Source organism: Xenorhabdus miraniensis, assembly GCF_002632615.1.
Genome location: NZ_NITZ01000003.1, coordinates 62,510 through 89,133, shown reverse-complemented (window position 1 = coordinate 89,133; position 26,624 = coordinate 62,510). Strand labels below are relative to the sequence as shown.

The window sequence follows — 26,624 nt, the reverse complement described above, 5'->3', positions numbered from 1 at the left end:
ACCATTTCTTCCCGGGTTTGCCGTTGTTCCCGATGCTTTCTCATCCGCCAAAAGACTTCTAAGATCACAAACCAGACCGGAGTACCATATAACACTACACGTGTATCATAATCAAATATCATGATCACGACCGTAAAGGCAAAAAATATCAAAAAAGTTATGAGAAAACACTCATGGGGAAACTGCATGTGGTCAGTTACACAGTGATAAATTTTTTACGTAAGTTGTTGGAGACACCCACGATATTTTATCACATGTAACATAACCATCACTTTTTAATTTATAATCAACGTAAAATGATATAGGGAAACCAATGATAAATGATGCAATCATAAGCCTACTCAAGTATTTAACAATTATCTTGTTAAATTTAGGTAACCTATCAAATATAAAGAAAAAAATAGATCCTGATAAAGAGTAAAACAATAGAGGGGAAGACATAAAACCTATAATAACAGTGCTAGAAAAAGTTATCTCATCTTTCATGAATATTAATGAAAAAACATAACTGCTAACTAAAAACATGATAGGTGTAAATATAATCAACAATATTAATCCACCCAAGGCTTTTAAATATTTGCTATTCATCTAATTTTTCCCATCGTATTGAAAAAATATTGTAAATTTGCTTCCTGTGTTCTTGGTTTTCTTTTCATTTTCTCTTTTAATAATTCTATTAACTTTTCACTTATTCCATATTTTTTATCAACAAAGTCTAAACCAATGGTAATTAAAATACCCGCAAGAAGAACTATTCCGGCAACAACAATAACACTACCGCCTAAAACAGCTGTAGCAGTTAAAAATGAGCCCACAGCCCAAGATGCAGCAGCAACAATAGCGGTTTTAGCCATATCTACGGTTATGTTGCCGATAAAATCAGCTAACGTATATTCATCTTTAAAAATACTTTCTATTATGCGATATCCAATAGAAAAAATGATACAAAATCGAACACCCTCAACAATACTCGTATTAAGCCCTTGCTGCCCTATCCCCATTGCTAACATTTGAGGATGGCTTGCCCCGTATCGTGTTCCCCTGACGAGACGTCTAAGACCCGCATGACCTGACAGATGAATATATTTTTTCCCATTTTCTCCCACATAGGTTTTTGCAGTGATACTTAACCGCTTAAATTCTCGACAAACGTCAGAGAACCCAAATGAATCATAGATATTTCCAGCATAAGTAGAAATAGGATCTGTGATAGAGAATAAAGACCAAGCCGGGTTTTCTTTCTTGCGTTCTACTTCCGTACCTCTTGCAAAATCTTCGGCATAACTTGGATTTCGTGGAGGGCCAAGATTAATATCTTCAATAATGCTTTGAGCCTGAGCCAATGTGAGCACATAGTGATACTGGGTATTATCACTTAATACCTTTTCTAATCCTATGGAATCAAAAAATTCATGCTGGGGTTTTAACTGATTAATACCTATTTCCCCATTTAAGTAATCACCCAGATAGCCATCCCAAGTTGGGTTATAATTTTTTCGTCTTGTCATTTAATAAAATCTCCATATTATTTATACTGTATTTAAATAAATTTTCAAAATAGTAGATCACTGGAAGGGAACTCAGTCCGATTTTTGCGATCTGATAAATTGCAAAAAATCCCAAACCCCAACACGGACTGAGTGATGCCTATCATAGCACCCATACCTCAAAATGAATGCCAGAAAATGAGAAAACTTATCCATTCATCAATATCCCTATGCAGAAACCCTCACATTAATCTGAAATAACTACTGTATTCATAAAAGTCAGAAGGTAAAAGCCTGGCTGGCACGACATCCAAAATTTACCCTGTTGTTTTTACCCGTCTATTCACCTTGGACTAAATAAAATAGAACGGTTATGGCAATCGCTCCATGAGACAATAACGCGAAATCATTGTTGTCAATTTATGTGGCAGTTGCTTAATTATGTTGATGCTTTTTTGGAATCGTTTTCATCACAGCAAAAGCCAAGAAGACACAAAATGCGTGTAGCACTATTATGAAACCTTATTTATATTCAGAGGATTTGTTTAATTTACCATTTCTTCCCGGGTTTGCTGTTGCTCCCGATGCTTTCTCATCCGCCAAAAGACTTCTAAGATCACAAACCAGACCGGAGTACCATATAACGCTACACGTGTATCATAATCAAATACCATGATCACAACCGTAAAGGCAAAAAATATCAAAGTGCACCATGTCATAGGGATGCCCAGTGGCATTTTATAGACGGATACTTTATGCAGGTCAGGACGTTTTTTCCGGTAAGCCAGATAGGCAAACAATATCATGCACCAACTGTAAATAACCATGATAGCCGCCACAGTCGATACAATCGTAAATAATTTCATGACATCTGGGATGACAAACAACAGGAATACACCACTTGCCATGCAGATAACAGAAAATATCAAACCAAAAATGGGAACCGCGCTGCTCACTGAAAGTTGCCCGAATTTACTGTGTGCCAGCTTTTCCGTAGACAGGCCATAAAGCATGCGGGTACAAGCGTATAACCCACTGTTTGCCGAAGACATCGCTGAAGTCAGGGCCACAAAATTAATGACCGCTGCCGCTGCCGGCAAACCGGCCAGTGCAAACAACGTCACAAATGGGCTGACCTCCGGTGAAATATGCGCCCATGAAGTCACGGCAATAATGCACATCATGGAGAGCACATAAAAGATAATGATCCTGATCGGAATACTATTGATGGCTTTCGGTAAGATTTTCTCTGGTTCTTTGGTTTCCGCCGTGACTGTGCCAACCAGTTCAATACCCGTAAAGGAAAAAATAGCAATCTGAAAACCCGCTAAAAATCCAAATACCCCGTTGGGCAGGAATACCTCAGGCTCCGTCAAATGGCGTACAGAAGCGGTTACGCCATTGGGTGAAGTCCATCCCACCAACACCATACCAATGCCAACAATAATCAAGGCAACTATCGCCACAACTTTAATCATGGCAAACCAGAATTCCGCTTCACCAAATAACTGTACTGAGAAAAAGTTACATAAACACATTAACCCTAAAATAAACAGGGCCGTTAACCAAAGCGAACTGTCAGGAAACCAATACTGAATATAGCCACCACACACAACAACATCTGCAATACAACTGACGATCCAACTCATCCAATAAGTCCAGCCCAGAAAATAGCTGGCTTTATCTCCAAGATAATCCGCCACAAAATCCGCAAAAGTCCGATAGTCCAGTTTAGTGAGCAACAGTTCTCCCATTGCCCTCATTACCATAAAAGCGAAAAAACCAATCAACAAATAAGTCAGGATTATTGAAGTGCCTGATACCGCAATGGTTTTCCCTGTTCCCATAAACAAACCCGTACCAATGGCACCACCAATTGCAATCAGTTGAATATGACGTTTACCTAATCCACGGTGAAGCTTCTGCGCACCTGTGGATTGTCCCACAGGTGTTTTTAATGATTCCGTCATCAATAACCTCCACAGCTTTTTGTATGAATTGATTATGTTAACTGCGCCAGCAATAGACCTGCCCTCAGGCCGATGGCAACACGGGCATTAGGAAACAGAATAAAATTGGCAGGAGATGTGATTTTCCAAGTTTGATTCTGCTGACAGGCAATGTTGAATCCTTCCGGCAGTTTAGTGAAGTTTTTGGTATTCTCTGGAATATTGAGCTTAAAATTGTCGTGCTGTTTGATGATGGCATCCACTACACGATAACGTTTAAGGGCCACTTTACTTCGTTTGATTGAAAATAAACCTGCGACCAAATCCTGCAAGGCAGTCGCAATATTACTGAACCTTGCCAGATCGTTTTGTCCGAAGGGCCGTGCCTTACCAATCTCCAATGTGCAACTGTCTGCATTGAAATGTTCGCTGGTAAAATTGCTGAATGTGCCTCCCGCCGAGTTATGAAATACCAAGGCGTCAATATCACTCTCTTCCAGCCATTGTAAAAAATCAGCAGCATAGCCACGGGATTGGTACGGCAACAGGGCAAACTGCTCATGACAAGATCCCCTAATCGCAGTGTGAAGATCCAAATGCCGATATCTGGTTGAGGCCATGACTGCCGGCTCACTAAAGAATTGGCGGACAACCGCTTCCAGCTCTATTGCACGGCCCGATTCATTCCCCAAAGGAAAATGCGCGTGGCGGCCACCGAACATACGATTAAGATCATGATCAAGATATCGTTGTCCTGCGCGCATGGCGGGCAGGTTACCGAAAATCAATAAGAGGTTATGCCGTAATGCCAGACTTCCCTGTGCCAGTTGCGACAATATCTGGATCAATATTTCTACGGGAGCGGTTTCATTACCATGTATTCCGGCTGAAATAATCAGCGTATCGGCTTTTCTCTCTTGCGAAAGATCTTGTGGCAATAACTGCAATACGCCTTCTGCTAACCATGATGCCTTGATCGTTGGTGGAAAATACAAGCTATTCTCAAGTTTGTTCTCAAGCAGTAAAGTCAATAAATCCATCGTCCCTCCTGATTAACGTTGAAACTCATAGATCGGACCGAGCTTGAGGATCTGTGTCAGTTCATCAAGGGCTGTATAAACTTCATCCAACAATTGTGGATCAGCCAGATCAGCCACATACAGAGAATCCCGATAATAGCGTTCTACCCATGTCGTCAACCGCTGATACAGCGCTGGTGTCATCAAAGTGGCCGGATTGGTCGCCGCCAGCTCTTTTTCGTTCAAAACGACCCGAAGACGCAGACAAGCCGGCCCTCCGCCATTACGCATACTTTCCCGTAAATCGAAAAAGTGGAGTTTATTGATGGGAGAATTTCCCTCAGCAATCAATGATTGTAGATAGGACAAAACGTTATGATTACGACGGCACTCTTCCGGCAAAATCAGCATCATGTTGCCATCAGGCTGGCTCAACAATTGGCTGTTAAAAAGATAGGAACCAACTGCATCCTGAATGGTGACTTGTTCAGCAGGCACTTCAACCGTTATCAGTGTTTGCCCGAGCCGGGCCATTTTTTCTCTGAGTTCAGTCAGTACTGATTGCTGGTTCAGGAAAGCCTGTTGATGATAGAAAAACACATTGCGGTTACTGACCGCGATGACGTCGTTATGAAACACGCCACTATCAATGGCAACCGGATTTTGTTGGGCAAATACGGTTCTTGCTTCCTCAAGTTGATGCAGGCGGGCCACTGCCTGACTCGCTTCCAGCGTTTGCCGTGCAGGATAGCGTTCGGGCACAATACCTTCCTGCAATGCTTCGCGGCCATAGACAAATAGCTGTACACCCGCCTCACCATATTCACCGCAAAAACGATTATGATTCGCCGCCCCTTCATCTCCCCAATCCACATGCTGCGGTAAAGGATCATGGTGAACAAAGTGGTTCTGATCAGAGAAGGTGGCTTTTAATGCCCGCGAAGTCTCCACACTTTCCAGAGAACGATGTAACTTTTTATTTAAGTTGGCAACTGTGAAATGAACGCGCTGATCCGCACTATCCGCTGAAGGGGAAACCGTTGCCGCATTGGCTGTCCACATAGAAGAAGCAGAACTCAGTTTAGACAACAATAACAGTGAATACTGTGCGGCCTTGTTTAATACCTGTTCATCACTGCCCGTAAATCCCAGCAGACGCAATGTCGGAAGATTGGGGCGCTGCTGTGGAGGCAATACCCCCTGCACCAGCCCCATATCAGACAATGCCTTCATTTTCATCAATCCTTGAAGAGCGGCTTTGCGGGGATTGGATTTTTTCCCCCGATGATTCATGGAAGCCTCATTACCCATTGATAGCCCGGCGTAATGGTGTGTCATTCCCACCAAACCATCAAAATTTGCTTCAATTCCCGACATAATCACCTCTGACATCCTATTTATTAATGGAAAAAATCATGAACGAAAGAAACCAAGCCCTGGCGCGGGTGTTTCAGGCAAAACTAAATTGTCAGCCATCAAAGAAGCCATCGGCCAGGCGCAATAGTCCGCTGCATAGTAAGCACTGGGTCGATGATTACCCGATGCTCCGATGCCACCAAACGGTGCTTTGCTGGATGCGCCTGTCAGGGGTTTATTCCAATTCACGATCCCTGCCCTCGCCTCCTGCAATAATTTCTTGAACAGGGCAGCATCAGGAGAAATCAAGCCGGATGCCAAACCAAACCGCGTATTATTCGCGATGGAAATGGCTTCGTCGAAAGTGTCATAGCGTTTCAGGGTCAGCAAAGGGCCAAAATATTCTTCATCAGGAACATCTCTGACATTGGTCAGATCAATGATGCCCGGCGTCATAAAGGTTGAATGAGGATCAGGCTGCGTTAAGGCGAGCAAAGAGACACCACCTAATGCCAGCAATTTGGATTGAGCCTCCAGCAAACTGTCTGCCGCAGCCAGAGAGATGACGCCCCCGATAAAAGGCTGTGGCTCTGCATTCCAGTGAGCAGGCACAATCTGACCCGCGGCATCAAGTAGCCGTTGGATCAACGCATCCCCTTTTTCCCCTCGTTTCACCAACAACCTACGGGCACAAGTACAGCGCTGCCCTGCGGAGATAAATGCGGACTGGATAATGGTGTAAACAGCGGCCTCAATATCATCATAATCGTCCACAATCAGGGCATTGTTGCCTCCCATTTCCAGCGCCAGCATTTTTTCTGGCTGGCCTGCCAATACACGGTGGAAATGGAACCCTGTCGCCGCACTGCCCGTAAACAGCACACCATCAATTTCGCGGCTGTCCAACAACGCACCGCCGGTTTCTTTACTGCCCTGCACCAGATTCAGCACACCAACAGGCAACCCCGCCTTGATCCACAGTTCAACCGTTTTCTCTGCCGTCATCGGCGTCAGTTCACTGGGCTTAAACACCAATGTATTACCCGCGATCAATGCAGGTACAATATGCCCATTCGGTAAATGTCCGGGAAAATTATAGGGGCCGAAAACCGCCATCACACCGTGAGGGCGATGCTGCAATATCGCTTTGCCATCAGGCATGGAGGTTTCAGAATATCCTGTGCGTTGTTCCCATGCCTCAATGGAAATGGCAATTTTGCCAATCATTGACTGAATTTCCGTTCGCGTTTCCCACAACGGCTTACTGGTTTCTTCACTGATTACACGGGCGAGATTTTCTTTTTCCTGTGTCAACAAATCAGCAAATGCCTGAATAACTGCAATACGTTTTTCAACCGCCAACCCTGACCAAGCAGGAAAGGCTTTGCGGGCAGATTGGCACGCTTCGTCTACCTGACGGGCAGAAGCGCCGTTTGCCTGCCATAAAACCTGTTGGTCAACAGGAGAGTATTTAATAACAGGCAGACCTTGCCCAACTATCCATTCACCGCCAATGTAATTTGCTTGATGATTCATTGTTAAATCCCTTAAGAGAGAAGAGAAACAAAGCGCACCGGATCGCCCTCATCCACCTGGAGTACCTCCATCTCTGCGGGTGTAAGCCGCAGCTCATCACTATCCAGCGGATCAGAGATGTGCAAGAGTAACGCCTTAAACGCCTGAAAATGCAGGTTAGAAACAATACATGGCACCCCATCCTGCGCGCGAGAAACATGGGGGCTTTTCTTGGCATATACGAGCCGGCTGTCTTTGACTGTGCGTATATTGTCAATTTCCGCATCCAAAATGGCACCAGCATCAAAAATGTCGACCGCATCGTGATAAGCAAAACCCTCTTTTTCCAGAATAGCGCGGGCAGGCAAGGTATTTTCATGTACCTGACCAATCGCCTGACGGGCATCTTCAGGCAACAGAGGGACATAGACCGGATAGAATGGCATTAATTCCGCAATAAACGTTTTTGAGCCAGTCCCCGTCAAATAATCCGCTTCTGCAAAAGGAACATTGAAAAAGTGTTGCCCGAACGCATTCCAGAATGGCGATTCACCTTGTTGATTCAAGACCCCGCGCATTTCCGCAATGATGGATTTCGGGAAAAGGTGCCTGAATGCGGAAATAAAAATAAAACGGCTTCTGGAAAGGAAAACGCCATTGCGCCCGCCTTGATAATCGGGATCAAGGAACAACGTACACAGTTCACTGCATCCGGTATAATCCTGCCCAACAATCAGCGTTTCAAATGTGTTGTAAATGCCCAATTCCCGGGAAGAACGCACTGCTTTCTGCACCCGGAAGTTATAGAAGGGCTCTTCCAGCCCAACGGCAACCTCCAGCGCACTAACACCAACAACACGATGCTTTTCCGTGTCCTCCAAGGTAAACAAAAAACCTTGCTGTGCTCGTCCCCTTGCATCGTTGAAAGAATCAATGCTGCGTAAAATCCGTGCCGCCAGATATTCCTGATTGTTTGGTAACGTCGTCAGGCCAACGCCAGCACGGGACGAAAGATTAAGGATATCCCCTAAATCTTCATGTTGAACGGATCTAAATAGCATCATGATATCACCTCAAATCGGCTTTATTCCTGAACAAATCGCTTGAGGGCGTTTTCAAGGCGGATGAAACCATCATCAATATCCTGCTGTTCGATATTTAATGCAGGCGCAAAACGCAGCACATCGGGGCCGGCTATTAAAGCAATCAATCCCTCTTCTGCTGCGATATTGGTCAGGTTTTTCGCCTTGCCTTGATATTTCTTATCCAGTTCGGCCCCCAGCAATAGCCCCTTACCGCGTAATTCACTGAATACCTGATAACGTTGATTGAGTTCTGACATCCGCTGGAAAAATTCATGGTGGCGCTCTTTTACTCCCGCCAGAAATTCCGGCTGATGTACTAACTCGATCACCTTATTGGCGACCGCGGCTGCCAATGGATTTCCACCAAATGTTGTACCGTGTGAACCCGGCTGGAAGGCTTCTGCGATATGTTGTCTGACCAACATGGCCCCTATGGGGAAACCGCCGCCAAGCCCTTTGGCCGTGGTCAAAATATCGGGTTCCACGCCCGTTTCTTCATAGGCATACAAATACCCAGTCCGCCCGACTCCTGTTTGAATTTCATCAAAAATCAGCAATGCCTGATACTGATCGCACAGTTCCCGCAATGCTTTCAAAAATGCCGGGTCAGCAGGGATAACCCCCCCTTCACCGATAATGGGCTCAACGATTACGGCACAGGTTTTTTCTGAAATATGGGCTTTAATGGCGGCAATATCGTTATATGGAAGATGGGTAATTTGCTGCGGTAGTGGAGCGAAGTCCTGAGAGTATTTAGGTTGACCACCGACAGTCACGGTAAATAATGTCCTACCGTGGAAGGAATTCTCAAATGAAATAATTTCGTTTTTATGACTTCCATATTTATCCAAAGCATATTTTCTGGCAATTTTTAATGCAGCTTCATTAGCCTCAGCGCCAGAATTACAGAAAAAAACCTTATCTGCGAAAGTGTTCTCAACTAAAGATTTTGCAAGTTTTAATACAGGCTCATTGGTGTAACCGTTACCAATGTGCCATATATTTTCAATTTGAGAAATTAATGTATCTTTTAATTCATCATTGGCATGCCCTAACGAATTAACAGCAATTCCGCCTGCAAAATCAACGTATTCCTTCCCATCCTGATCCCAGACGCGCGAGCCTTTAGCTTTAACCGGGATAAATTTAGCAGGTGAAAAGCAGGGAACCATATACTGGTCAAACCAATTTCTTTGGATCGTACCTGACATTTGTTTTTCCTCAAATAATTAGGATATAAAAATAAAAATAAACTCATATATCATTGAAGATAATTTTCAGTTAATAGATTCATATAAATTATCTATTTATTATTTTCGAAAAGTTTCCAATGACATTATCTCTGTGTTTTCCCCATCCTTTTTGATTAGTAATTAATCTCATAATCTCTTCGGGATTTAACAAAGTCAACACAATAAAATCACAATGAATTTACTTTATGATGCTTTTCACAATTTACAGAAATGAATTTATAGTCAATTTATGCACCATTTGTGCATAAAAAAATAAATAAGAAGAGGGATAGAAGTGAAGATAACGGAATTGAGATATTCTTGTTCAATAATTATTCACGGAGTATGAGTATAAATTATACCCATACTCTAAAAATGTATTTGCAATTAACAACTTTTACCCTACATATCAATAATTTTATTTAAAACCAAACCATTAAAAAACAATACACTTATTTTTTCCACTTTATTGGCAAGTTCACTCATACAAACTCTCAGGTTAAGAGGCATGGAGGTTATGGGGGTTATACCAAAAAAATCGAACTATATTGTCTTCACTAGTATTCAATGACTCTGACGGAAAAACCTGTTTTTCTCTCCGCAACCATAACCGTTCATCTTGAGCATAGTAGAAACATTGTGGTGAAAAAATCTCTCTGTTTGCTTTTACAGGCAAGCCTGTAATATCGGCTAATTTATGAGCAAACCCACTTTTCCCGGAGAAACAAGATAGCAACCGGATGGAACGGGCATTATCTTTCATGAGCAACGGCCCTATGTGATCAGCCAACTCTTGCGGCGACAATTTTTTTGCCCCTAACAGCAATCCTTCAAACAACAGTTTGAACTGATCACCATGTCCTACAAGATTCAGTCTGTTAGTCGGATATGTGGAAGATACGTCAATAAAATACTGAAATCCTCCCCGTAAATAAGGTATCAATCTTGCCGAATTGCGCACTTTCTCTTCAAAAGAGAAGCTTTTAAATTCTCGATCCCAATAGAAACTAAGTTTCATAATCCCCTCCTAACAAGATCCAGATACTCTCCCCAAGCTTATACCTTTTCCCCGATAAAAACACAAAAAAACCCTTCCGGTAGGAGGGGTTAATGACTCAAATATCTGGGCAATATGTGCGTAAAAATAAAAGGAAATATTATAAAACTTAAAAAGAATAGAAATGTTTTCTGATTAAGTTTATTTATTATGTACTTCTGCATAATAAATTCTATTACTTATTAAAAAAAATTACTCACATAGTTTATTCCTGCAATTAAGTAAAGTAACCACTTACATGACTAGTGATTTTTATCACAATTATATTTATTAATATTGCCTTGCTATAAATCACGCTTGCAGTTTCATAAGAAAAAAACAACCATAATGGACTGAGTAAACAGATATATGAATTTTCATATAAATTATAACCTTCGACAATGGCTTTTTTTTATGACTCTAATAGCTTATTTATATCGTCAATCCTGGGTATTATTGCTTGTATCGACAATAAGCGCATTAATTAGTGGGTTCGCAGGTGCTTCGATAGTTGGCATGATTAGTCAAGGTGTAACAGAAACCATTAATCTCACCACATTTCTTTGGAGCTTTTTTGGTATCTGTTTTATTTTTTTTATTACCAAGACTATATCAGAAATTACGTTATCCCATTTAGCTCAAGCGGCTATTTTTTCATTACGCCTCAGTTTAAGTAACAAGATATTACGTGCACCACTCAAAAAACTGAATAAAATCGGGCGGCACGGTCTTTTAGCAGTTTTAACTAAAGACGTCGATGTTTTCGTACACTCTTTTATGCTGGCACCCAGTGTTTTTGGTAATGTCACCCTAATCATTGCCTGCTTTAGTTATTTGGCCTGGATGTCCTGGCAATTGTTTGTCATTTTGGCAGCACTCAGCCTTATTGCAATGTACGTGTTTTATATTTGGGAGAAATACCCATTACGCCTGATGACATTAATGCGTGATCAGGTGGATAAAATATACCTTAATTTTCAAAGCCTGATTAACGGCAGCAAGGAGCTGAAACTCAATACACAAAAAGGCAATCTTTTTGTCGATAAAGTTATCTCTCCTGCCGCCAATGTATTCAAAGAAATCTGCATTAAAGCGAATTCCAGTTACGCATGGCTCATCAATGCCAGTTCTGTCACTTTCTATATTATTATTGGTATCAGCATTTTTATTGTCCCCATTTGGATCCCTCAGGAGCCATCAACCCTGTTCACGGTAGCGTTGCTTGTGCTCTTTTTATCAGGCCCTATTAGTGAAGTTATTGGTGCAATCCCGGAATTGAGAGAAGCTGAAGTTTCGTTGAATAAAATGCGCCGCCTTGATAATGAGCTGGAAGAAGCGCTCTCCGAACAAATCGAAGGCCCTAACCCATTCCATAATAAACTGCCAATAGAACTTGAACTGAAAAATGTTGTCCATCATTACACAACGGATAAAGAAGACCGTCAGTTTGCTCTCGGCCCATTAAGTCTGAAAATATCGCAAGGCGAAATTGTTTTTATCGTTGGGGGTAATGGCAGCGGGAAAACAACACTCGCGATGTTGCTTGTTGGCTTGTTTGAACAAGAATCGGGTTCTGTCTCGCTAAATGGCATACCGGTAACATCAGCTAATAATGAGCATTATCGTCAGTTCTTTTCTGCTGTTTTCTCCGATTACCATCTCTTCGAACAGCTACTCAATAGCGATGCCAATGTTACTGAAAAAGCAACGCATTATATTGAATCATTAAATATGTCACATAAAGTCAAAATCGTTGATGGTGGTTTTTCCACAACCAATCTTTCTGCTGGTCAACGAAAAAGACTGGCATTAGTTTCGGCCTATTTAGAAGATCGTCCTATATATCTGTTTGATGAATGGGCCGCAGACCAAGATCCCGTATTTAAACGTTTATTCTATACTGAACTACTGCCTGAATTAAAAGCTAATGGTAAAACTATCATCGTTATTAGCCATGATGATGGTTATTTTGATTCTGCCGATCGCATTATCAAATTAGAAGATGGCAATATTAAAGAGATCAGTAATAAAATTCATTAGTTCATTATAAAAAAATAAAGTGAAACGCATGACAAAGAGCCTAATTACATAGGCTCTTATTTCACTTTACATATCCATATAAGTTTTGATTTATGGAGTGTACGCAAAATCACCAAAACTAATAAACTTTGATACTTAATACCTGTAATAAAATTAGATACATTAGAAAAACATTATTATAAATGTGGAATTAAATAATCTAATGTAAAATTATCTAATACAGTAAAGATTATAATTTCTTTCAGTGATGAAAAGAAATTGAGCAAAACATTAAGAATTAGACTGTTCTTTTTTATCAGAATGGTCGGCTATTTTTATGCCACTTGCTCTGGATAACGACTACTTTTCCTGACAGGAATAGATATACCGTCTATTTCATGGAAATATTTTTTATTTGTTCAACCCCGAGTGTGATTTTTTGTTTTAACAGTTCTCATGTTTTTATTTTTAATGTACCCATAAAAAGGGAGCTATAGAATGAATTACCCTGATCAATTGAAACCATTCCCTCTATCGGAAGCGCAAAGTAGTCGCTGGTTTCAATATCAAATAGACCCTGATAAACGTGGTCAGAATAATAGTGCATTTTGTGCCCGCATTAAAGGTTTAACAGCGAAACAACTAGAAGAAGCTCTCAATAAATTAGTGCAAAGACACCCGATGCTGCGAGCAAGTTTTGGACTATATCACGGTGAACTGGGCTATTGCATTGCAGATAGTTCTGAAATCGCACTCACAGTACATGATGCGCAGCATCTTAGTGAAGAAGCGCTTCAGCAACGTGTTCAGGACGACTGTTGGCATCTTTTTGATTTAACACACCCGCTTCGGATGTACGCCAGTTGGTATCAGTGCAATCCGCAAGAAGGTGTTATGGTACTGACCTTTGATCATCTGGCGGTTGATGGCTGGTCTTATTGGGTACTGTTAGATGAACTTGATGCCCTGCTTTCTGAAAAACCCCTGGAGCCTGCGCCAGAAAATAGCTTTCACAACTACGTGGAATGGCAGCAACAATGGTTAAAAAGCACCAGCGCAAAAAAACAACAACAATTCTGGCAAAATACCTTAGCTGGTAATTTAGCTGTAACACAATGGCCCGCTAAAAATAGCCTTACGCCTGATACAGGGAAAATCTCTTTATATAAAAAAGTACCCAATTCTCTGGCAAATAAACTGCAATCTCTGGCATCGAAATATGATAACAGCCTGTTTGCCATTTTTCTGGCTGCCTACCAAATCCTCCTTAGTCGTTATACCGGGCAGGATGACATTATTATCGGCTCTATCATGCCGGGCCGGGGGCGTGCCCGCTGGGGAAAACTGGTCGGCGAGTTTATCAACCCGATAGCGTTACGCAGCCAGATAAAGGGGGAAATGACAGTTCAGGAGCATATCACACAGGCAACAAAAACCGCCCGGCAGGGCATTGAAAACCAGAAATATCCGTTTTCCAAGGTATTGGAACAACTGCAATTGCAACGTAATGCAGAAACCCACCCTGTTTTCCAAACCGTCATGATATTTCAAAAAGCCAGATATATTGGTGACTTACCCTCACTCTGGATGGCGGAAGACAACAATGTGATGGTGCCGTGGGGTAATGCTGAATTGAGGCCTTTCCCTCATCCATACTACGCCGACATTCCTGTGCCATTAATGGTGAATATCCTGGAAGTCGATGGTCAGATCCGTTATGCCTTTTATTTCGATACCAAGGTGTTTGATACTGAACTCATCTCTCAGTTAATGCAGAATCTCCTGAATCTGCTGGAAGCAATGGCCGATGACGAACAACAAGCTGTTAATCGTTTGCCTTTGATGGACGAACAGGCACGTCAGCAAGTCCTCCATAGTTTCAACAACACCGGCAAGCCCTTTCCACAACATGCGCTGATCCATCAATTCATTGAACAGCAAGTCGGACGCAGCCCTGATGCTACGGCATTGCGCTATGAGAATACGCAACTCAGTTATGCGGAATTAAATCATCGGGCCAATCAACTGGCTCATGCCCTTGTTAATGCGGGTGTTCGCCCTGATGATCGCGTCGCCATCTGCATGGAACGCAGTTTGGATATGGTGATCAGTCTGGTCAGTATCTTAAAAGCCGGTGCTGCTTATGTGCCACTCGATCCTGAATATCCGACTGATAGGCTTGCTTATATCCTGTCAGACAGTGAACCGGTGATCCTGCTAACCCACCATGACTTGCAAGAACAATTACCTGCAACCGAAATACCTGTCTGGTTTTTGGATAACCCAACCGTTCAGGCTGATATCATCCACCAGCCCGATGATAATTTAGATGCCGTGCATTTGGGGTTAACATCCCGGCATTTGGCCTATGTGCTCTACACTTCCGGCTCGACGGGGCTACCCAAAGGGGTAATGAATGAACATCGCGGTGTGGTTAACCGTTTACTCTGGGCACAGGATACTTATCAACTCACCCCTCAAGATCGGGTCTTACAAAAAACCCCATTCAGTTTTGATGTTTCTGTTTGGGAATTTTTCCTTCCCCTGATGTTTGGTGCCCAGTTAGTGATGGCCCGCCCTGGTGGTCACAAAGAACCGCACTATTTATTGGACGAAATCGAAAACCGTAATATTACTACGCTCCATTTTGTACCTTCCATGTTGCAAAGTTTTCTCCATTACATCCCAACCGGACGTTGCCTTTCTCTGCGCCAAATTTTATGCAGCGGGGAAGCACTTCCTTATGCCTTGCAACAACAGTGCCTGTCCCACTTTCCTCACACTGAACTGCATAATTTATATGGGCCAACAGAAGCGGCCATTGATGTTACTGCCTGGAAATGTGTACCGGATCGCTATACCGGACAAGTGCCGATTGGGCATCCTATTTCCAATATTCAGATCTATATTCTCGATACATATGGAGAACCCGTTCCAATTGGTGCCGCAGGTGAAATCCACATCGGGGGAGTCGGTGTCGCCCGTGGTTATTTAAACCTGCCTGAACTGACCGCAGAGCGTTTCATTACCGATCCATTCAGTCCCGATCCTGATGCCCGTCTATACAAAACTGGCGATCTGGGGCGCTGGCTGCCTGATGGCAGTATTGCCTATCTGGGACGCAATGATTTTCAGGTTAAAATTCGCGGATTACGTATCGAGTTGGGCGAAATTGAAACCTGCCTGACCCAATGTGCCGATATTCGTGAAGCCGTGGTGATTGCCCGTGAACATGACACGGGAGATAAACGACTCGTCGCCTATTTAATCCCTAACAAGGATTGCACACCGGCTATCTCTCAACTGCGCGAGCACTTGAGTAAGCATCTCGCGGATTACATGATCCCGAGCGCATTTGTGATGATGGAAACTTTCCCCCTCTCTCCAAATGGCAAACTCGATCGCAAATCCCTCCCCGCCCCTGATCACTCAGCCATGTCTACCCGTGAGTATGTCGCCCCAGAAGGCGAAACCGAGGAACAATTGGCCATTATTTGGCAAGAATTATTAGGGTTAGACCGGGTAAGTCGTTATGACAACTTCTTCGAATTGGGCGGTCATTCTCTGCTGGTATTGCAACTACAGTCGCAGATCAAGAAAACATTAGATGTTGAGTTATCCATTTATCAACTGTTTTCACACCCAACCCTCTGTCAGCTTGAAGAGTGCATTGTCGATGCGCTATTGCTGCAATTTGATTCAGAGTCTTTAGAAGATATCTATAAATCAATGAATTAGGTCTTACCTCATATTGTTTTAAATGGTGATAATAAATGAATAAGAACGAGCTTTCATCTCTACCATTAGCTGAACGAAGAAGACTACTTGAGTTAGCCAAATCAGCAAAATTGACCCGCCAGTCTACTCAGAAAACAGAAATCAGGCCTCAGCCTCGTGATAATGGTGTGCCATTATCATGGGCACAACAACGTTTATGGTTCCTTGCTCAATTAGATCCTGCCGCACAAACGGCATACCACATGTCAGCAGGTTTGAACCTGAAAGGCAGGCTGAACCTGAACGCCCTGCAAGCTGCATTGGATTGTATTGTGGCGCGTCATGAAATTCTGCGTACGACTATCGTGACGGTAGAAGACGAAGCACAGCAAATCATTAGTGATAAAAATTGTGGTTTTCCTTTAATACAAGAAGATTTCAGCCAACTATTTTCAGAACAAAAAAACACGTCAGAACAAGAAAACATATCAGAGCAGCAAGCAGCAATTGAAAAAGCCGCCTATCTTGAGGCAAACCGTCCCTTTGATTTTGTGAATGGTCCTTTGGTACGCGGGCGATTGCTAAAACTGGCGGAAGACCAACATATCTTACTGTTGACCCAGCATCATATTATTTCAGATGGCTGGTCAGTCAGTGTCTTTATGCAAGAGTTGTCCACACTTTATCACGCATTCAGTCAAGGACTGCCTGATCCAATGCCAGCCCTGACAATTCAGTATGCTGACTACGTTCTCTGGCAGAAAAATGAGTTGCAGGGAGAGGTGCTGGAAAAACAGGTTGAGTTCTGGCGTAACACCTTGAAAGGCGCCCCCGCATTGCTGGAATTACCCACTGATCAGCCGCGACCGGCGAAACAAAGCTATACTGGCGGACGAGTTAATATTGTTTTCCCGCCTGCATTGCAGACAGGTTTAAAAGATCTCAGCCAGCGTCACGGCACAACTTTATTTATGACACTATTGGCCGGATGGGCCACTCTGCTTTCCCGCTTCAGCGGTCAGGATGATATTGTGATTGGTACGCCCGTCGCCAATCGTCAACAACCTGAACTGGCCCCTTTGATCGGCTTCTTTGCCAACACTTTGGCATTACGGGTGCAATTGCATGATAACCCCAGTGTCAGCAAACTCTTGGCACAGGTGAAAGAACAGGCTATCAAGGCATTCGCCCATCAGGATCTGCCTTTCGAACAACTGGTCGAAACCCTGCAACCCCCGCGCAGCCTGAGCCATAGCCCAATCTTTCAGGTTATGCTGGCAACAAATAATGTGCCGGGACAACGGCATTTCGAACTGCCGGGATTGGTATTGGATGAGCGGCCATTAATCAGGGACAGTGCTTACTTTGACCTGACATTAACGCTGGATGAAACCGAAAACGGATTAATAGGGGATCTGGAATATGCCAGCGACCTGTTCGATCACACCACGATTGAACGTATGGTCAACCACCTATACACCTTACTTGCGGCAATGGTGGCAGATGATACTCAACACGTGGCTGAACTGCCGTTGATGCAGCCACCGCAGCTCAAACAATTGCTGGTGGATTTTAACGACACAGCACTGGATTACCCGCAGGATAAGCTGATTCACCAACTGATTGAGCAACAAGCAGAGTTGGTGCCTGACGCTATCGCCCTGATATATCAAGATACTCAACTGAGTTATGCAGAACTGAACCAGCGCGCCAACCAACTGGCACATAGCCTGATTGCATTTGGTATACGCCCGGACGATCGCGTGGCTCTGTGCGTTGAGCGCAGTCCCGATATGATTATTGGCATGCTGGGCATCCTCAAAGCAGGCGCGGGCTATGTTCCCTTTGATCCGGAATATCCTGCCGAACGTTTGGCTTATCAATTGTCAGACAGCACGCCGATGTTATTGCTGACTCAACAACACTTACAGGCAAGCTTGCCCGCAACGGAAATGCCGGTTTGGCTGTTGGACGGTGAAAATCATCGCAATACCGTGGCACAACAGCCAACACATAATCCTGACGCCAGTCAATCGGGGCTGATGCCGCATCATCTGGCCTATATTATTTATACCTCTGGCTCGACCGGATTACCCAAAGGGGTCATGCTTGAGCACCGCAATGTCGTCAACTTTATCCATGCTCAACATCAAATCAGCCAACCTCAGCCGGGGGATCGCATCCTGCAATTTGCGACCATGGCGTTTGATACCTCAGTGTCTGATATTTTCCCAACGCTGGCAGCGGGAGCGACTTTAGTCCTGCGTCCTGCTCATGTCCGCGTGCCTGATGCAGCATTTATTGATTTTTTACAGCAGCAGAAGATCACCATTATGGATGTACCCACCGCTTTCTGGCATCAATGGGTACAGGAGATAAAAGCAGGCCGCACCGGTTTCAGTCCTTATCTCAATACCGTGATTGTCGGTGGAGAAAAAGCGGAGTATCGCCATTTGGCAGATTGGCAATCCCTGCCAGAGACTCAGTTCTGCCGCTGGATCAACACATATGGCCCCACTGAAACGACCGTCATTGTCACTTCATTAACACTTGAGGCGGGGCACTCTTCTGAAATCGTGAATAACATTCCGATTGGCCGCCCTAATGCCAATTCCCGTATTTATATTCTCGATCCTCTCGGCCAACCCGTTCCTGTGGGTGTCAGTGGAGAAATTCATATTGGCGGTGCCGGTGTTGCTCGTGGTTACCTGAATAAGCCGGAACTGACTACAGAACGCTTTGTTCCCGATCCATTCAGTGTCGATCCATCCAAAGAAAAGTCCGATGCCCGCATGTATAAAAGCGGCGATCTGGGACGCTGGTTACCAAATGGCACTATCGAATATCTGGGGCGCAATGATTTTCAGGTTAAACTACGTGGCTTCCGCATTGAATTGGGAGAAATCGAGGCGCAACTGGCGGCTTGCAAGGGCGTCAAAGATGTTGTCGTTATTGCCCGAGAGGAATCAACCGGCGATAAACGTCTGGTCGCTTACCTGATACCACAACCTGATGTCACACTTACCCCTTCTGATCTGCGTGAACAGCTAAGCACGCACCTGATGGAACACATGATCCCCAGTGCCTTTGTCATACTGGACGCCTTCCCGCTGACCGGAAGTGGAAAGTTGGATCGAAAAGCCCTGCCTGCCCCCGATCGCGCTGCGATTGCCAGCCGTGAATACGAAGCGCCCCAAGGGGAAACCGAACAGAAACTGGCGGAAGTCTGGCAATCCCTGCTGGGAATAGAACGAGTGGGACGTCACGACAACTTTTTTGAGCTGGGTGGACATTCTCTGCTAACCGTGCAAATGGCCTCCCGTTTACGCCACGCTCTTAATATCCACGTGGATTTGCAGGATCTGTTTACTCGCCCTGTATTGTCAGATTTAGCGCAATCGCTGAGCACGACTATCATATCAGGCACATCAGGGCATCAATCCACACAACCGTTGATATTACCCGCCAGCCGGGAGCAAACGCTTCCCTTATCCTGGGCTCAACAACGTCTGTGGTTCCTGGCACAGTTAGATTCTGCTGCACAAACGGCGTACCACATCGCTGGCGGATTGCGTCTGAAAGGCCACCTGAACCAGAGCGCCCTGCAAGCCACACTGGACAGAATCGTTGCACGCCATGAAATTCTGCGCACAACCATTAAAGTAGTCGATGGGACAGCCCGGCAAATCATTGACGATGCGGATCATGGCTTCAACTTAACTATCAAAGATCTCAGCCCGCTAACAGAGGCAGAAAAACAGGCTGCCATTGATGAAGCATCTCAGTTTGAAGCCAACCATCCCTTTGATTTTGCACGGGAACCCTTAATACGTGCTCAACTGCTGAAACTCGCGGATGATGAGCATGTCATGCTGTTAACCCAGCACCATATGATTTCCGATGGCTGGTCACTGAACGTTCTGATGTATGAACTGACCACACTTTACCGCGCTTTTAATCAAGGACAGAAAGATCCGCTGCCTGAGATGACATTGCAATATGCTGACTATGCCGTGTGGCAACGGCAATGGCTGCAAGGTAGTGTATTGGAAAAACAAGTGAATTTCTGGCGAAATGCCCTGCAAGACGCCCCCGCCTTGCTGGAGTTGCCTACGGACAAAGCCCGTCCTGCGGTACAGAGCTATCGCGGGGATCAAGTGACATTCACCCTTTCCCCAGAGCTGAGCGACGGATTAAAAGCATTGAGCCAGCGTCATAGTGCCACTCTATTTATGACCTTGTTGACGGCCTGGTCAATTTTACTTTCCCGCATAAGTGGTCAGCAAGATATTGTCATTGGTACACCGGTTGCTAACCGACAACACAGTGAGCTGGAGCCGCTGATCGGTTTCTTTGCCAATACACTGGCACTCAGAGTGAAATTGGAAGATAACCCCACAATTGGCGCTTTATTGGCACAAGTGAAAGCCCATGCACTGGAAGCCTATGTCCATCAGGATTTGCCATTTGAGCAACTTGTTGAAGCCCTGCAACCGCCACGCAGCCTGAGCCACAGCCCAATATTTCAGGTGATGCTCGCGCTGGACAACACGCCAATACAGCAATCTCTTGAGTTATCCGGCGTAATATTGGATGAACTGCCATCAACCCGAAGAAGTACCCACTTCGATCTGTCACTTTCCATGAATGATACCGACAATGGCTTAATCGGTGAGTTGGAATATGCCAGCGATCTGTTTGAGCATGCCAGCATTGAGCGCCTCGCCAGTTACCTGCATACTCTGCTGAACGCGATGGTTGAAGATGATTCACTGCGGGTGGAAGATTTACCCTTGCTACAACCGCAGCAACTCAGTCAATTATTGGAAGATTTCAATGATACAGCGCTGAGCTATCCGCAGGATAAGCTAATCCACCAATTGTTCGAACAGCAAGCAGAGCAGACACCTGATGCTGTTGCGTTAGTGTTTGAAGACAGCCAACTGAGTTACGCGGAACTGAACCACCATGCCAATCAACTGGCACACTCTCTGATAGCGTCCGGTGTGCGCCCGGATGATCGTATAGCTATCTGTGTGGATCGCAGTCTGGATATGATCATTGGCATGTACGCGATTCTCAAAGCAGGTGCAGGCTATATTCCCCTTGATCCGGAATACCCTATTGAACGACTGGCTTATCAGTTGTCGGATAGCAAGCCTGCATTATTACTGACCCAACGTCATTTACAGGATCGATTACCCATACAGGGCGTGTCACTCCTGCTGCTGGATGATGAAAACCATCGCAATATGATGGCACAACAACCTGCACATAATCCTGATCCTGAACAACTGGGGCTTCAACCCCATCATCTGGCCTATATCATTTACACCTCTGGTTCAACCGGACAGCCCAAAGGCGTCATGCTGGAACATCGCAATGTAGTGAACTTTATCCATGCCCAGCAACATACCAGTGAACCTCAATCGGGTGATCGTATTCTGCAATTTGCGACGGTTGCGTTTGATACTTCGGTATCTGATATTTTCCCCACCCTCGCATCAGGAGCTACGCTGGTTCTGCGCCCTCCTCATATCAGAATACCGGATATGACATTTGTCTCTTTCTTGCGTGAACAGAAGATCACCATTATGGATATGCCTACCGCCTTCTGGCATCACTGGGTGCAAGAGATGATGGCAGGCCGCAGTGGATTCAGCCCTTACCTGCACACCATTATTGTGGGTGGTGAGAAAGCGGAATACCGCCATTTAATGAATTGGCTATCCAGTTCAGAAACTCAATCCTGCCGCTGGATTAATTCCTATGGCCCCACTGAAACGACGGTCATTGCTACGACGCTGACGCTGGACAGCCAGAACCCTCTCCATCTCGAAGGCGCTATCCCGATTGGTTATCCACTGCCCAATACCTGTATTTATATTCTGGATACCCACGGTCAGCCGGTTCCCATTGGTGTGAGCGGAGAAATCCATATTGGCGGTACTGGCGTTGCCCGTGGTTATCTGAATCAACCCGATTTGACGGCGGAGAAATTTATTGCTGATCCTTTCAGCACCGATCCATTCAAAGCAAAACCCGATGCCCGTATGTATAAAACCGGCGATCTGGGGCGCTGGCTGCCAAATGGAGCCATTGAATATCTGGGACGCAATGACTTTCAGGTCAAGATACGGGGTTTCCGCATTGAACTGGGCGAAATCGAGGCCAGATTGGTGCAATGCCACGGAGTACATGAAGCGATCGTGACAGCCCGCGACATTCCTTCCCATAAAATGCTTTCCCATAAAACGCTTTCCCACGAAGAAAGCGCAGGTGAGAAACGGCTTGTTGCTTATGTGATCCCCAAATCCGGCGCTGAACTTGAGCCTGCTACCCTACGTCAGCAGCTTGCACAACATCTCGCCGAGTATATGCTGCCTAACGCCTTTGTGATGTTAGATGCCTTCCCGTTGACACCCGGTGGAAAAATCGACCGTAAAGCGCTGCCGGAACCGGATCAAGCAGCGCTCGTCATGCGCAGCTATGAAGCGCCAGCCAATGATACGGAGATGGCACTGGCTGAAATCTGGCAAGCGCTATTGGGGCTGGAAAACATCGGTCGTTCTGACAATTTCTTTGAGCTGGGCGGTCATTCTCTGATGGTCGTCAACCTGCTCGAACAGCTCCGTAATCAGGGTTGGGATCTTGATATCCGTACCGTGTTTGCTGCTCCTGTACTGTCTGAAATGGCGAAAGCAATGCAGACTATGCAGAACAATGCAGACATGTTCATTGTGCCGCCCAATCCCATCCCTGACGACTGCACCGCCATTACACCGGATATGCTGCCGCTGGTATCCCTGTCTCAAAGCGAGATTGATACTATTGCTGACGCGATACCCGGTGGTAGCGCTAACATTCAGGATATCTACCCGCTTGCACCGCTACAGGAAGGTATTCTGTTCCACTACCTGCTGCAAACACAGGGCGATACTTATTTATTGCGTCATTTTTTCGCATTCGATACCCGTGAACGCCTTGATGCCTTCCTGACCGCTTTGCAACAGATCATTGATCGTCACGATATTCTACGGACCGCTGCTTACTGGCAGGGATTAGCTCAGCCGGTGCAAGTGGTCTGCCGCCATGCACCGTTGTCAGTTACCGAACTCACGCTATCAGCGGAAGAAAGTGCCGAAGCACAATTAAATCGTCTCACTGATCCACGTACGGTACGGATGGATCTGACCCAAGCACCGTTGCTGTCCGCGCATATCGCACAAGATCCGGCGTCAGGACAGTGGCTGCTTTCCTTACTGAACCACCATTTAGTTTGTGACCACTTATCTCTGGAAATCATATCCCATGAAGTGAAAGCGCTGCTCTTAGGAGAAGGTGACAACCTGCCCGCACCTCTGCCTTACCGTAACTTCATTGCCCAAATCCACAATGTGTCGCCGGAAGCCCATCAGGCTTATTTTCAGGCCCTGTTGGGCGATGTGGATGAGCCAACTCTGCCGTTTGGATTACATGACATCCAGAGTGGTAATCATGATGAAGAACAACATAACGACATAGTGGAAGATACTTTCGTCCTTGACAGCGACTTAGCCCGCAGTCTGCGTGATTGTGCCCGTCAACAGGGGATAAGTGCCGCAGTCTTGTTCCATGTCGCATGGGCGCAAGTATTGGCGCGATGCAGTGGACGGGATGATGTGGTGTTCGGCACGGTTCTGTTAGGGCGCTTACAAGGTGGAATAGGGGTTTCTAAAATACTCGGTATGTTCATCAATACCCTGCCTGTTCGCGTTCGGTTACAGGCACGTACTGTTCAGCAGGTTGTACAGGAAACTTACCAACAACTGACGGAATTATTGGATCACGAACAAGCATCATTGGCTGTTGCCCAGCGTTGCAGTGGTATTCAGGCTCCCATGCCGTTGTTCAGCAGCCTGCTCAACTTCCGCCATACTCCACGTGACGAAATGGAATTCACTTCACAGGCTTGGGAAGGTATACAGATACTCAATGGTGAAGAACGCAGTAACTATCCATTCTCGTTGGATGTGGATGATTTTGACGAAGGATTTTCTCTCACTGCCCAGTGTAACCAGCAGATCAATCCAGCGCGCCTGAATGCCTATATGGAAATCGTGCTGAAAGAGCTGGTGTCAGCTTTACAACTTGCGCCAAACCATGCGCCGAACCCTGCACCACAACAACTGATTGAAGCGATCGATATCCTGCCACTGGCAGAGCGCAACCAACTATTGAAGGATTTTAACGATACGGAACTGGCCTATCCGCAAGATATGCTGATTCACCAACTGTTCGAACAACAAGCGGCAAGGATACCCGATGCCATCGCACTGATATTTGGTGATACCCAATTGAGTTATGCTGAGCTGAATCACCACGCCAACCAACTGGCTCACAGCCTGATCGCTGTCGGTGTGCGACCTGATGATCATGTGGCTCTGTGTGTCGAGCGTAGTCTGGATATGATCATTGCCATGTTAGGTATTCTCAAGGCCGGCGCGAACTATGTTCCGCTTGATCCAGAATATCCTCTCGACCGGCTGGCCTATCAGGTGTCGGACAGTAATCCTGTGTTACTGCTCACCCAACAACATTTACAAGCGCGTTTGCCGCAGCAAAACGTCTCCGTCTGGTTACTGGATGATGACACGCATCGGGAACGCATGGCACAACAACCTGCACATAATCCTGACGCTGAACAGTTGGGACTCCAACCCCACCATCTGGCTTATGTCATTTACACCTCTGGTTCAACGGGACAGCCCAAAGGCGTTATGGTTGAACACCGCAATGTGGTGGGATTTATCCATGCCCAACATCAGATCAGCCAGCCTCAGCCGGGGGATCGCATTCTGCAATTTGCCACTGTCGCGTTTGATACCTCAGTCTCCGATATTTTCCCGACGCTGGCAGCAGGGGCAACATTAGTCCTGCGTCCTGCGCATATTCGTATCCCGAATGCTGAATTCATTGATTTCCTGAACCAGCAGCAAATTACCATCATCGATTTGCCAACCGCTTTCTGGCACCACTGGGTACAGGAGATGAAAGCGGGTCGCACCGGTTTCAGCTCTCATCTGAAAGCAATTATTGTCGGTGGAGAAAAAGCAGAATACCGCCATTTAGTGGATTGGCAAGCTCTGCCGGAAACCCAACGTTGCCGCTGGATAAACACTTATGGCCCAACTGAGACCACCGTTATTGCCACTAACCTGATTCTGGATGGCGATACCTATCCACTCAAAGACGCTATTCCAACCAAAGACACCATTCCAATCAAAGACACCATTCCGATTGGTTATCCAAATGCCAATACCCAAATCTATATTTTGGACACCTTGGGTCATCCGGTTCCCCTCGGTGTGAGCGGAGAGATCCACATTGCCGGAACGGGCGTTGCCCGTGGTTATCTGAACCGATCCGATTTGACGGCGGAGAAATTTATTGCCGACCCATTCAGCGCCGATCCATTCAAAGAAAAGCCTGACGCCCGTATGTATAAAACCGGTGATTTGGGGCGCTGGTTACCTGATGGAACAATTGAGTATCTGGGACGTAATGATTTTCAGGTCAAGATCCGCGGCTTCCGTATTGAACTGGGCGAAATCGAAGCGCAATTGCTTGCCTGTTCCGGTGTCAGGGAAGCGCTGGTTGTCGCCCGCGAGGAAGATAATGGCGATAAACGGCTGGTGGCGTATGTCATTCCACAGCCTGATGCTGTGCCGGATGTAAACAGTCTGCGTGAACAACTTAATGCCCATCTGGCGGGTTATATGGTTCCCAACGCCTTTGTCATGCTGGACGCCTTCCCGCTGACTGCCAGCGGCAAAGTGGATCGCAAAGCGCTGCCGGCACCGGATCATGCGTCTATCGCCAGCCATAAATACGAAGCCCCTGAAGGAGAAATCGAACAGCAAATCGCCGTTATCCTACAGAACCTACTGAAATTAGAACAGGTAGGCCGGCATGATAGTTTCTTTGATTTAGGTGGAAATTCCCTGTCAATCATCCAGTTAATGGCAAGGCTGCGTGACGAATTCCATCTTGAGGTATCAATCTCAGACATTTTTGCTCATCCAACACTTTCTGAACTCGCTGAGCTTATCGCATCAAGACAGCTTGAAACCTTTTTCGCACAAGAAGATCTCGAATCGCTACAAAAAGAATTGGAGAACTTGTCTGAAGATGAATTGCGTGCCCTGTTACATGGAGATAATTAATTAA

12 protein-coding genes and 3 pseudogenes are annotated in these 26,624 nt (G+C 45.4%); 6 read left to right on the top strand and 9 right to left on the bottom strand.

The genetic code is table 11. The features are described 5' to 3' along the window. Positions 1 to 192: 192 nt before the first annotated feature. Together Xmir_RS03930 and Xmir_RS03925 are read right to left on the bottom strand one after the other, a co-directional pair. Positions 193 to 588, bottom strand: a complete 396-nt coding sequence (locus Xmir_RS03930; RefSeq protein WP_099113134.1) for a DUF1240 domain-containing protein — start codon at positions 586 to 588, stop codon at positions 193 to 195. After that, entirely contained in the window at positions 585 to 1,508 is a 924-nt protein-coding gene (locus Xmir_RS03925; protein ID WP_099113133.1) for a hypothetical protein, read from the bottom strand. Before Xmir_RS03925 ends, Xmir_RS03930 begins: the two co-directional genes overlap by 4 nt. 196 nt (positions 1,509 to 1,704) lie before the next feature. Here Xmir_RS03925 and Xmir_RS03920 point away from each other — a divergent pair. After that, positions 1,705 to 2,005: pseudogene (locus Xmir_RS03920) on the top strand (transposase); the annotation flags it as partial. 27 nt (positions 2,006 to 2,032) lie between these two features. Here Xmir_RS03920 and Xmir_RS03915 read toward each other — a convergent pair. From Xmir_RS03915 to Xmir_RS03885, 7 genes are all read right to left on the bottom strand, one after another. Then, positions 2,033 to 3,457 (bottom strand): amino acid permease, encoded by a 1,425-nt coding sequence (locus tag Xmir_RS03915; protein ID WP_099113132.1) that lies wholly within the window; start codon positions 3,455 to 3,457, stop codon positions 2,033 to 2,035. A gap of 32 nt (positions 3,458 to 3,489) precedes the next feature. After that, positions 3,490 to 4,476: a succinylglutamate desuccinylase gene (gene astE / locus Xmir_RS03910; protein WP_099113131.1), complete on the bottom strand. Its 987-nt coding sequence runs from the start codon at positions 4,474 to 4,476 to the stop codon at positions 3,490 to 3,492. A gap of 12 nt (positions 4,477 to 4,488) precedes the next feature. Further along, positions 4,489 to 5,832, bottom strand: coding sequence for an N-succinylarginine dihydrolase (gene astB / locus Xmir_RS03905; RefSeq protein ID WP_099113130.1), 1,344 nt, complete (start codon positions 5,830 to 5,832; stop codon positions 4,489 to 4,491). A 36-nt stretch (positions 5,833 to 5,868) separates the two neighbouring features. Then, positions 5,869 to 7,347, bottom strand: a complete 1,479-nt coding sequence (gene astD, locus Xmir_RS03900) for a succinylglutamate-semialdehyde dehydrogenase (protein WP_099113129.1) — start codon at positions 7,345 to 7,347, stop codon at positions 5,869 to 5,871. Between the two features lie 11 nt (positions 7,348 to 7,358). Further along, positions 7,359 to 8,390, bottom strand: coding sequence for an arginine N-succinyltransferase (astA, locus tag Xmir_RS03895; protein WP_099113128.1), 1,032 nt, complete (start codon positions 8,388 to 8,390; stop codon positions 7,359 to 7,361). Between the two features lie 20 nt (positions 8,391 to 8,410). Further along, positions 8,411 to 9,622, bottom strand: coding sequence for an aspartate aminotransferase family protein (locus Xmir_RS03890; protein ID WP_099113127.1), 1,212 nt, complete (start codon positions 9,620 to 9,622; stop codon positions 8,411 to 8,413). A gap of 520 nt (positions 9,623 to 10,142) precedes the next feature. Further along, entirely contained in the window at positions 10,143 to 10,661 is a 519-nt protein-coding gene (locus Xmir_RS03885) for a hypothetical protein (RefSeq protein WP_099113126.1), read from the bottom strand. Positions 10,662 to 11,093: 432 nt separating this feature from the next. Between Xmir_RS03885 and Xmir_RS03880 the strand changes: the two genes are divergently transcribed. The 5 genes and pseudogenes from Xmir_RS03880 (at position 11,094) to Xmir_RS34995 (ending at position 26,620) form a co-directional block, all read left to right on the top strand. After that, positions 11,094 to 12,719, top strand: a complete 1,626-nt coding sequence (locus Xmir_RS03880) for a cyclic peptide export ABC transporter (protein WP_099113125.1) — start codon at positions 11,094 to 11,096, stop codon at positions 12,717 to 12,719. A gap of 477 nt (positions 12,720 to 13,196) precedes the next feature. Next, positions 13,197 to 16,436, top strand: a complete 3,240-nt coding sequence (locus Xmir_RS03875; protein ID WP_099113124.1) for a non-ribosomal peptide synthetase — start codon at positions 13,197 to 13,199, stop codon at positions 16,434 to 16,436. Positions 16,437 to 16,471: 35 nt separating this feature from the next. After that, a pseudogene (locus tag Xmir_RS35005) lies at positions 16,472 to 17,965 on the top strand (condensation domain-containing protein); the annotation flags it as partial. Beyond that, positions 17,951 to 21,238: pseudogene (locus Xmir_RS35000) on the top strand (amino acid adenylation domain-containing protein); the annotation flags it as partial. The pseudogenes Xmir_RS35005 and Xmir_RS35000, both read left to right, overlap by 15 nt. Beyond that, positions 21,239 to 26,620, top strand: coding sequence for an amino acid adenylation domain-containing protein (locus Xmir_RS34995; RefSeq protein ID WP_479688412.1), 5,382 nt, complete (start codon positions 21,239 to 21,241; stop codon positions 26,618 to 26,620). It abuts the pseudogene before it with no gap. Positions 26,621 to 26,624 lie beyond the last annotated feature (4 nt).

Excerpts from the sequence above, each read along its gene's own strand:
- Xmir_RS03930 (WP_099113134.1), bottom strand. The coding sequence starts at position 588 with ATGAATAGCAAATATTTAAAAGCCTTGGGTGGATTAATATTGTTGATT.
- Xmir_RS03925 (WP_099113133.1), bottom strand. The coding sequence starts at position 1,508 with ATGACAAGACGAAAAAATTATAACCCAACTTGGGATGGCTATCTGGGT.
- Xmir_RS03915 (WP_099113132.1), bottom strand. The coding sequence starts at position 3,457 with ATGACGGAATCATTAAAAACACCTGTGGGACAATCCACAGGTGCGCAG.
- astE (WP_099113131.1), bottom strand. The coding sequence starts at position 4,476 with ATGGATTTATTGACTTTACTGCTTGAGAACAAACTTGAGAATAGCTTG.
- astB (WP_099113130.1), bottom strand. The coding sequence starts at position 5,832 with ATGTCGGGAATTGAAGCAAATTTTGATGGTTTGGTGGGAATGACACAC.
- astD (WP_099113129.1), bottom strand. The coding sequence starts at position 7,347 with ATGAATCATCAAGCAAATTACATTGGCGGTGAATGGATAGTTGGGCAA.
- astA (WP_099113128.1), bottom strand. The coding sequence starts at position 8,390 with ATGATGCTATTTAGATCCGTTCAACATGAAGATTTAGGGGATATCCTT.
- Xmir_RS03890 (WP_099113127.1), bottom strand. The coding sequence starts at position 9,622 with ATGTCAGGTACGATCCAAAGAAATTGGTTTGACCAGTATATGGTTCCC.
- Xmir_RS03885 (WP_099113126.1), bottom strand. The coding sequence starts at position 10,661 with ATGAAACTTAGTTTCTATTGGGATCGAGAATTTAAAAGCTTCTCTTTT.
- Xmir_RS03880 (WP_099113125.1), top strand. The coding sequence starts at position 11,094 with ATGACTCTAATAGCTTATTTATATCGTCAATCCTGGGTATTATTGCTT.
- Xmir_RS03875 (WP_099113124.1), top strand. The coding sequence starts at position 13,197 with ATGAATTACCCTGATCAATTGAAACCATTCCCTCTATCGGAAGCGCAA.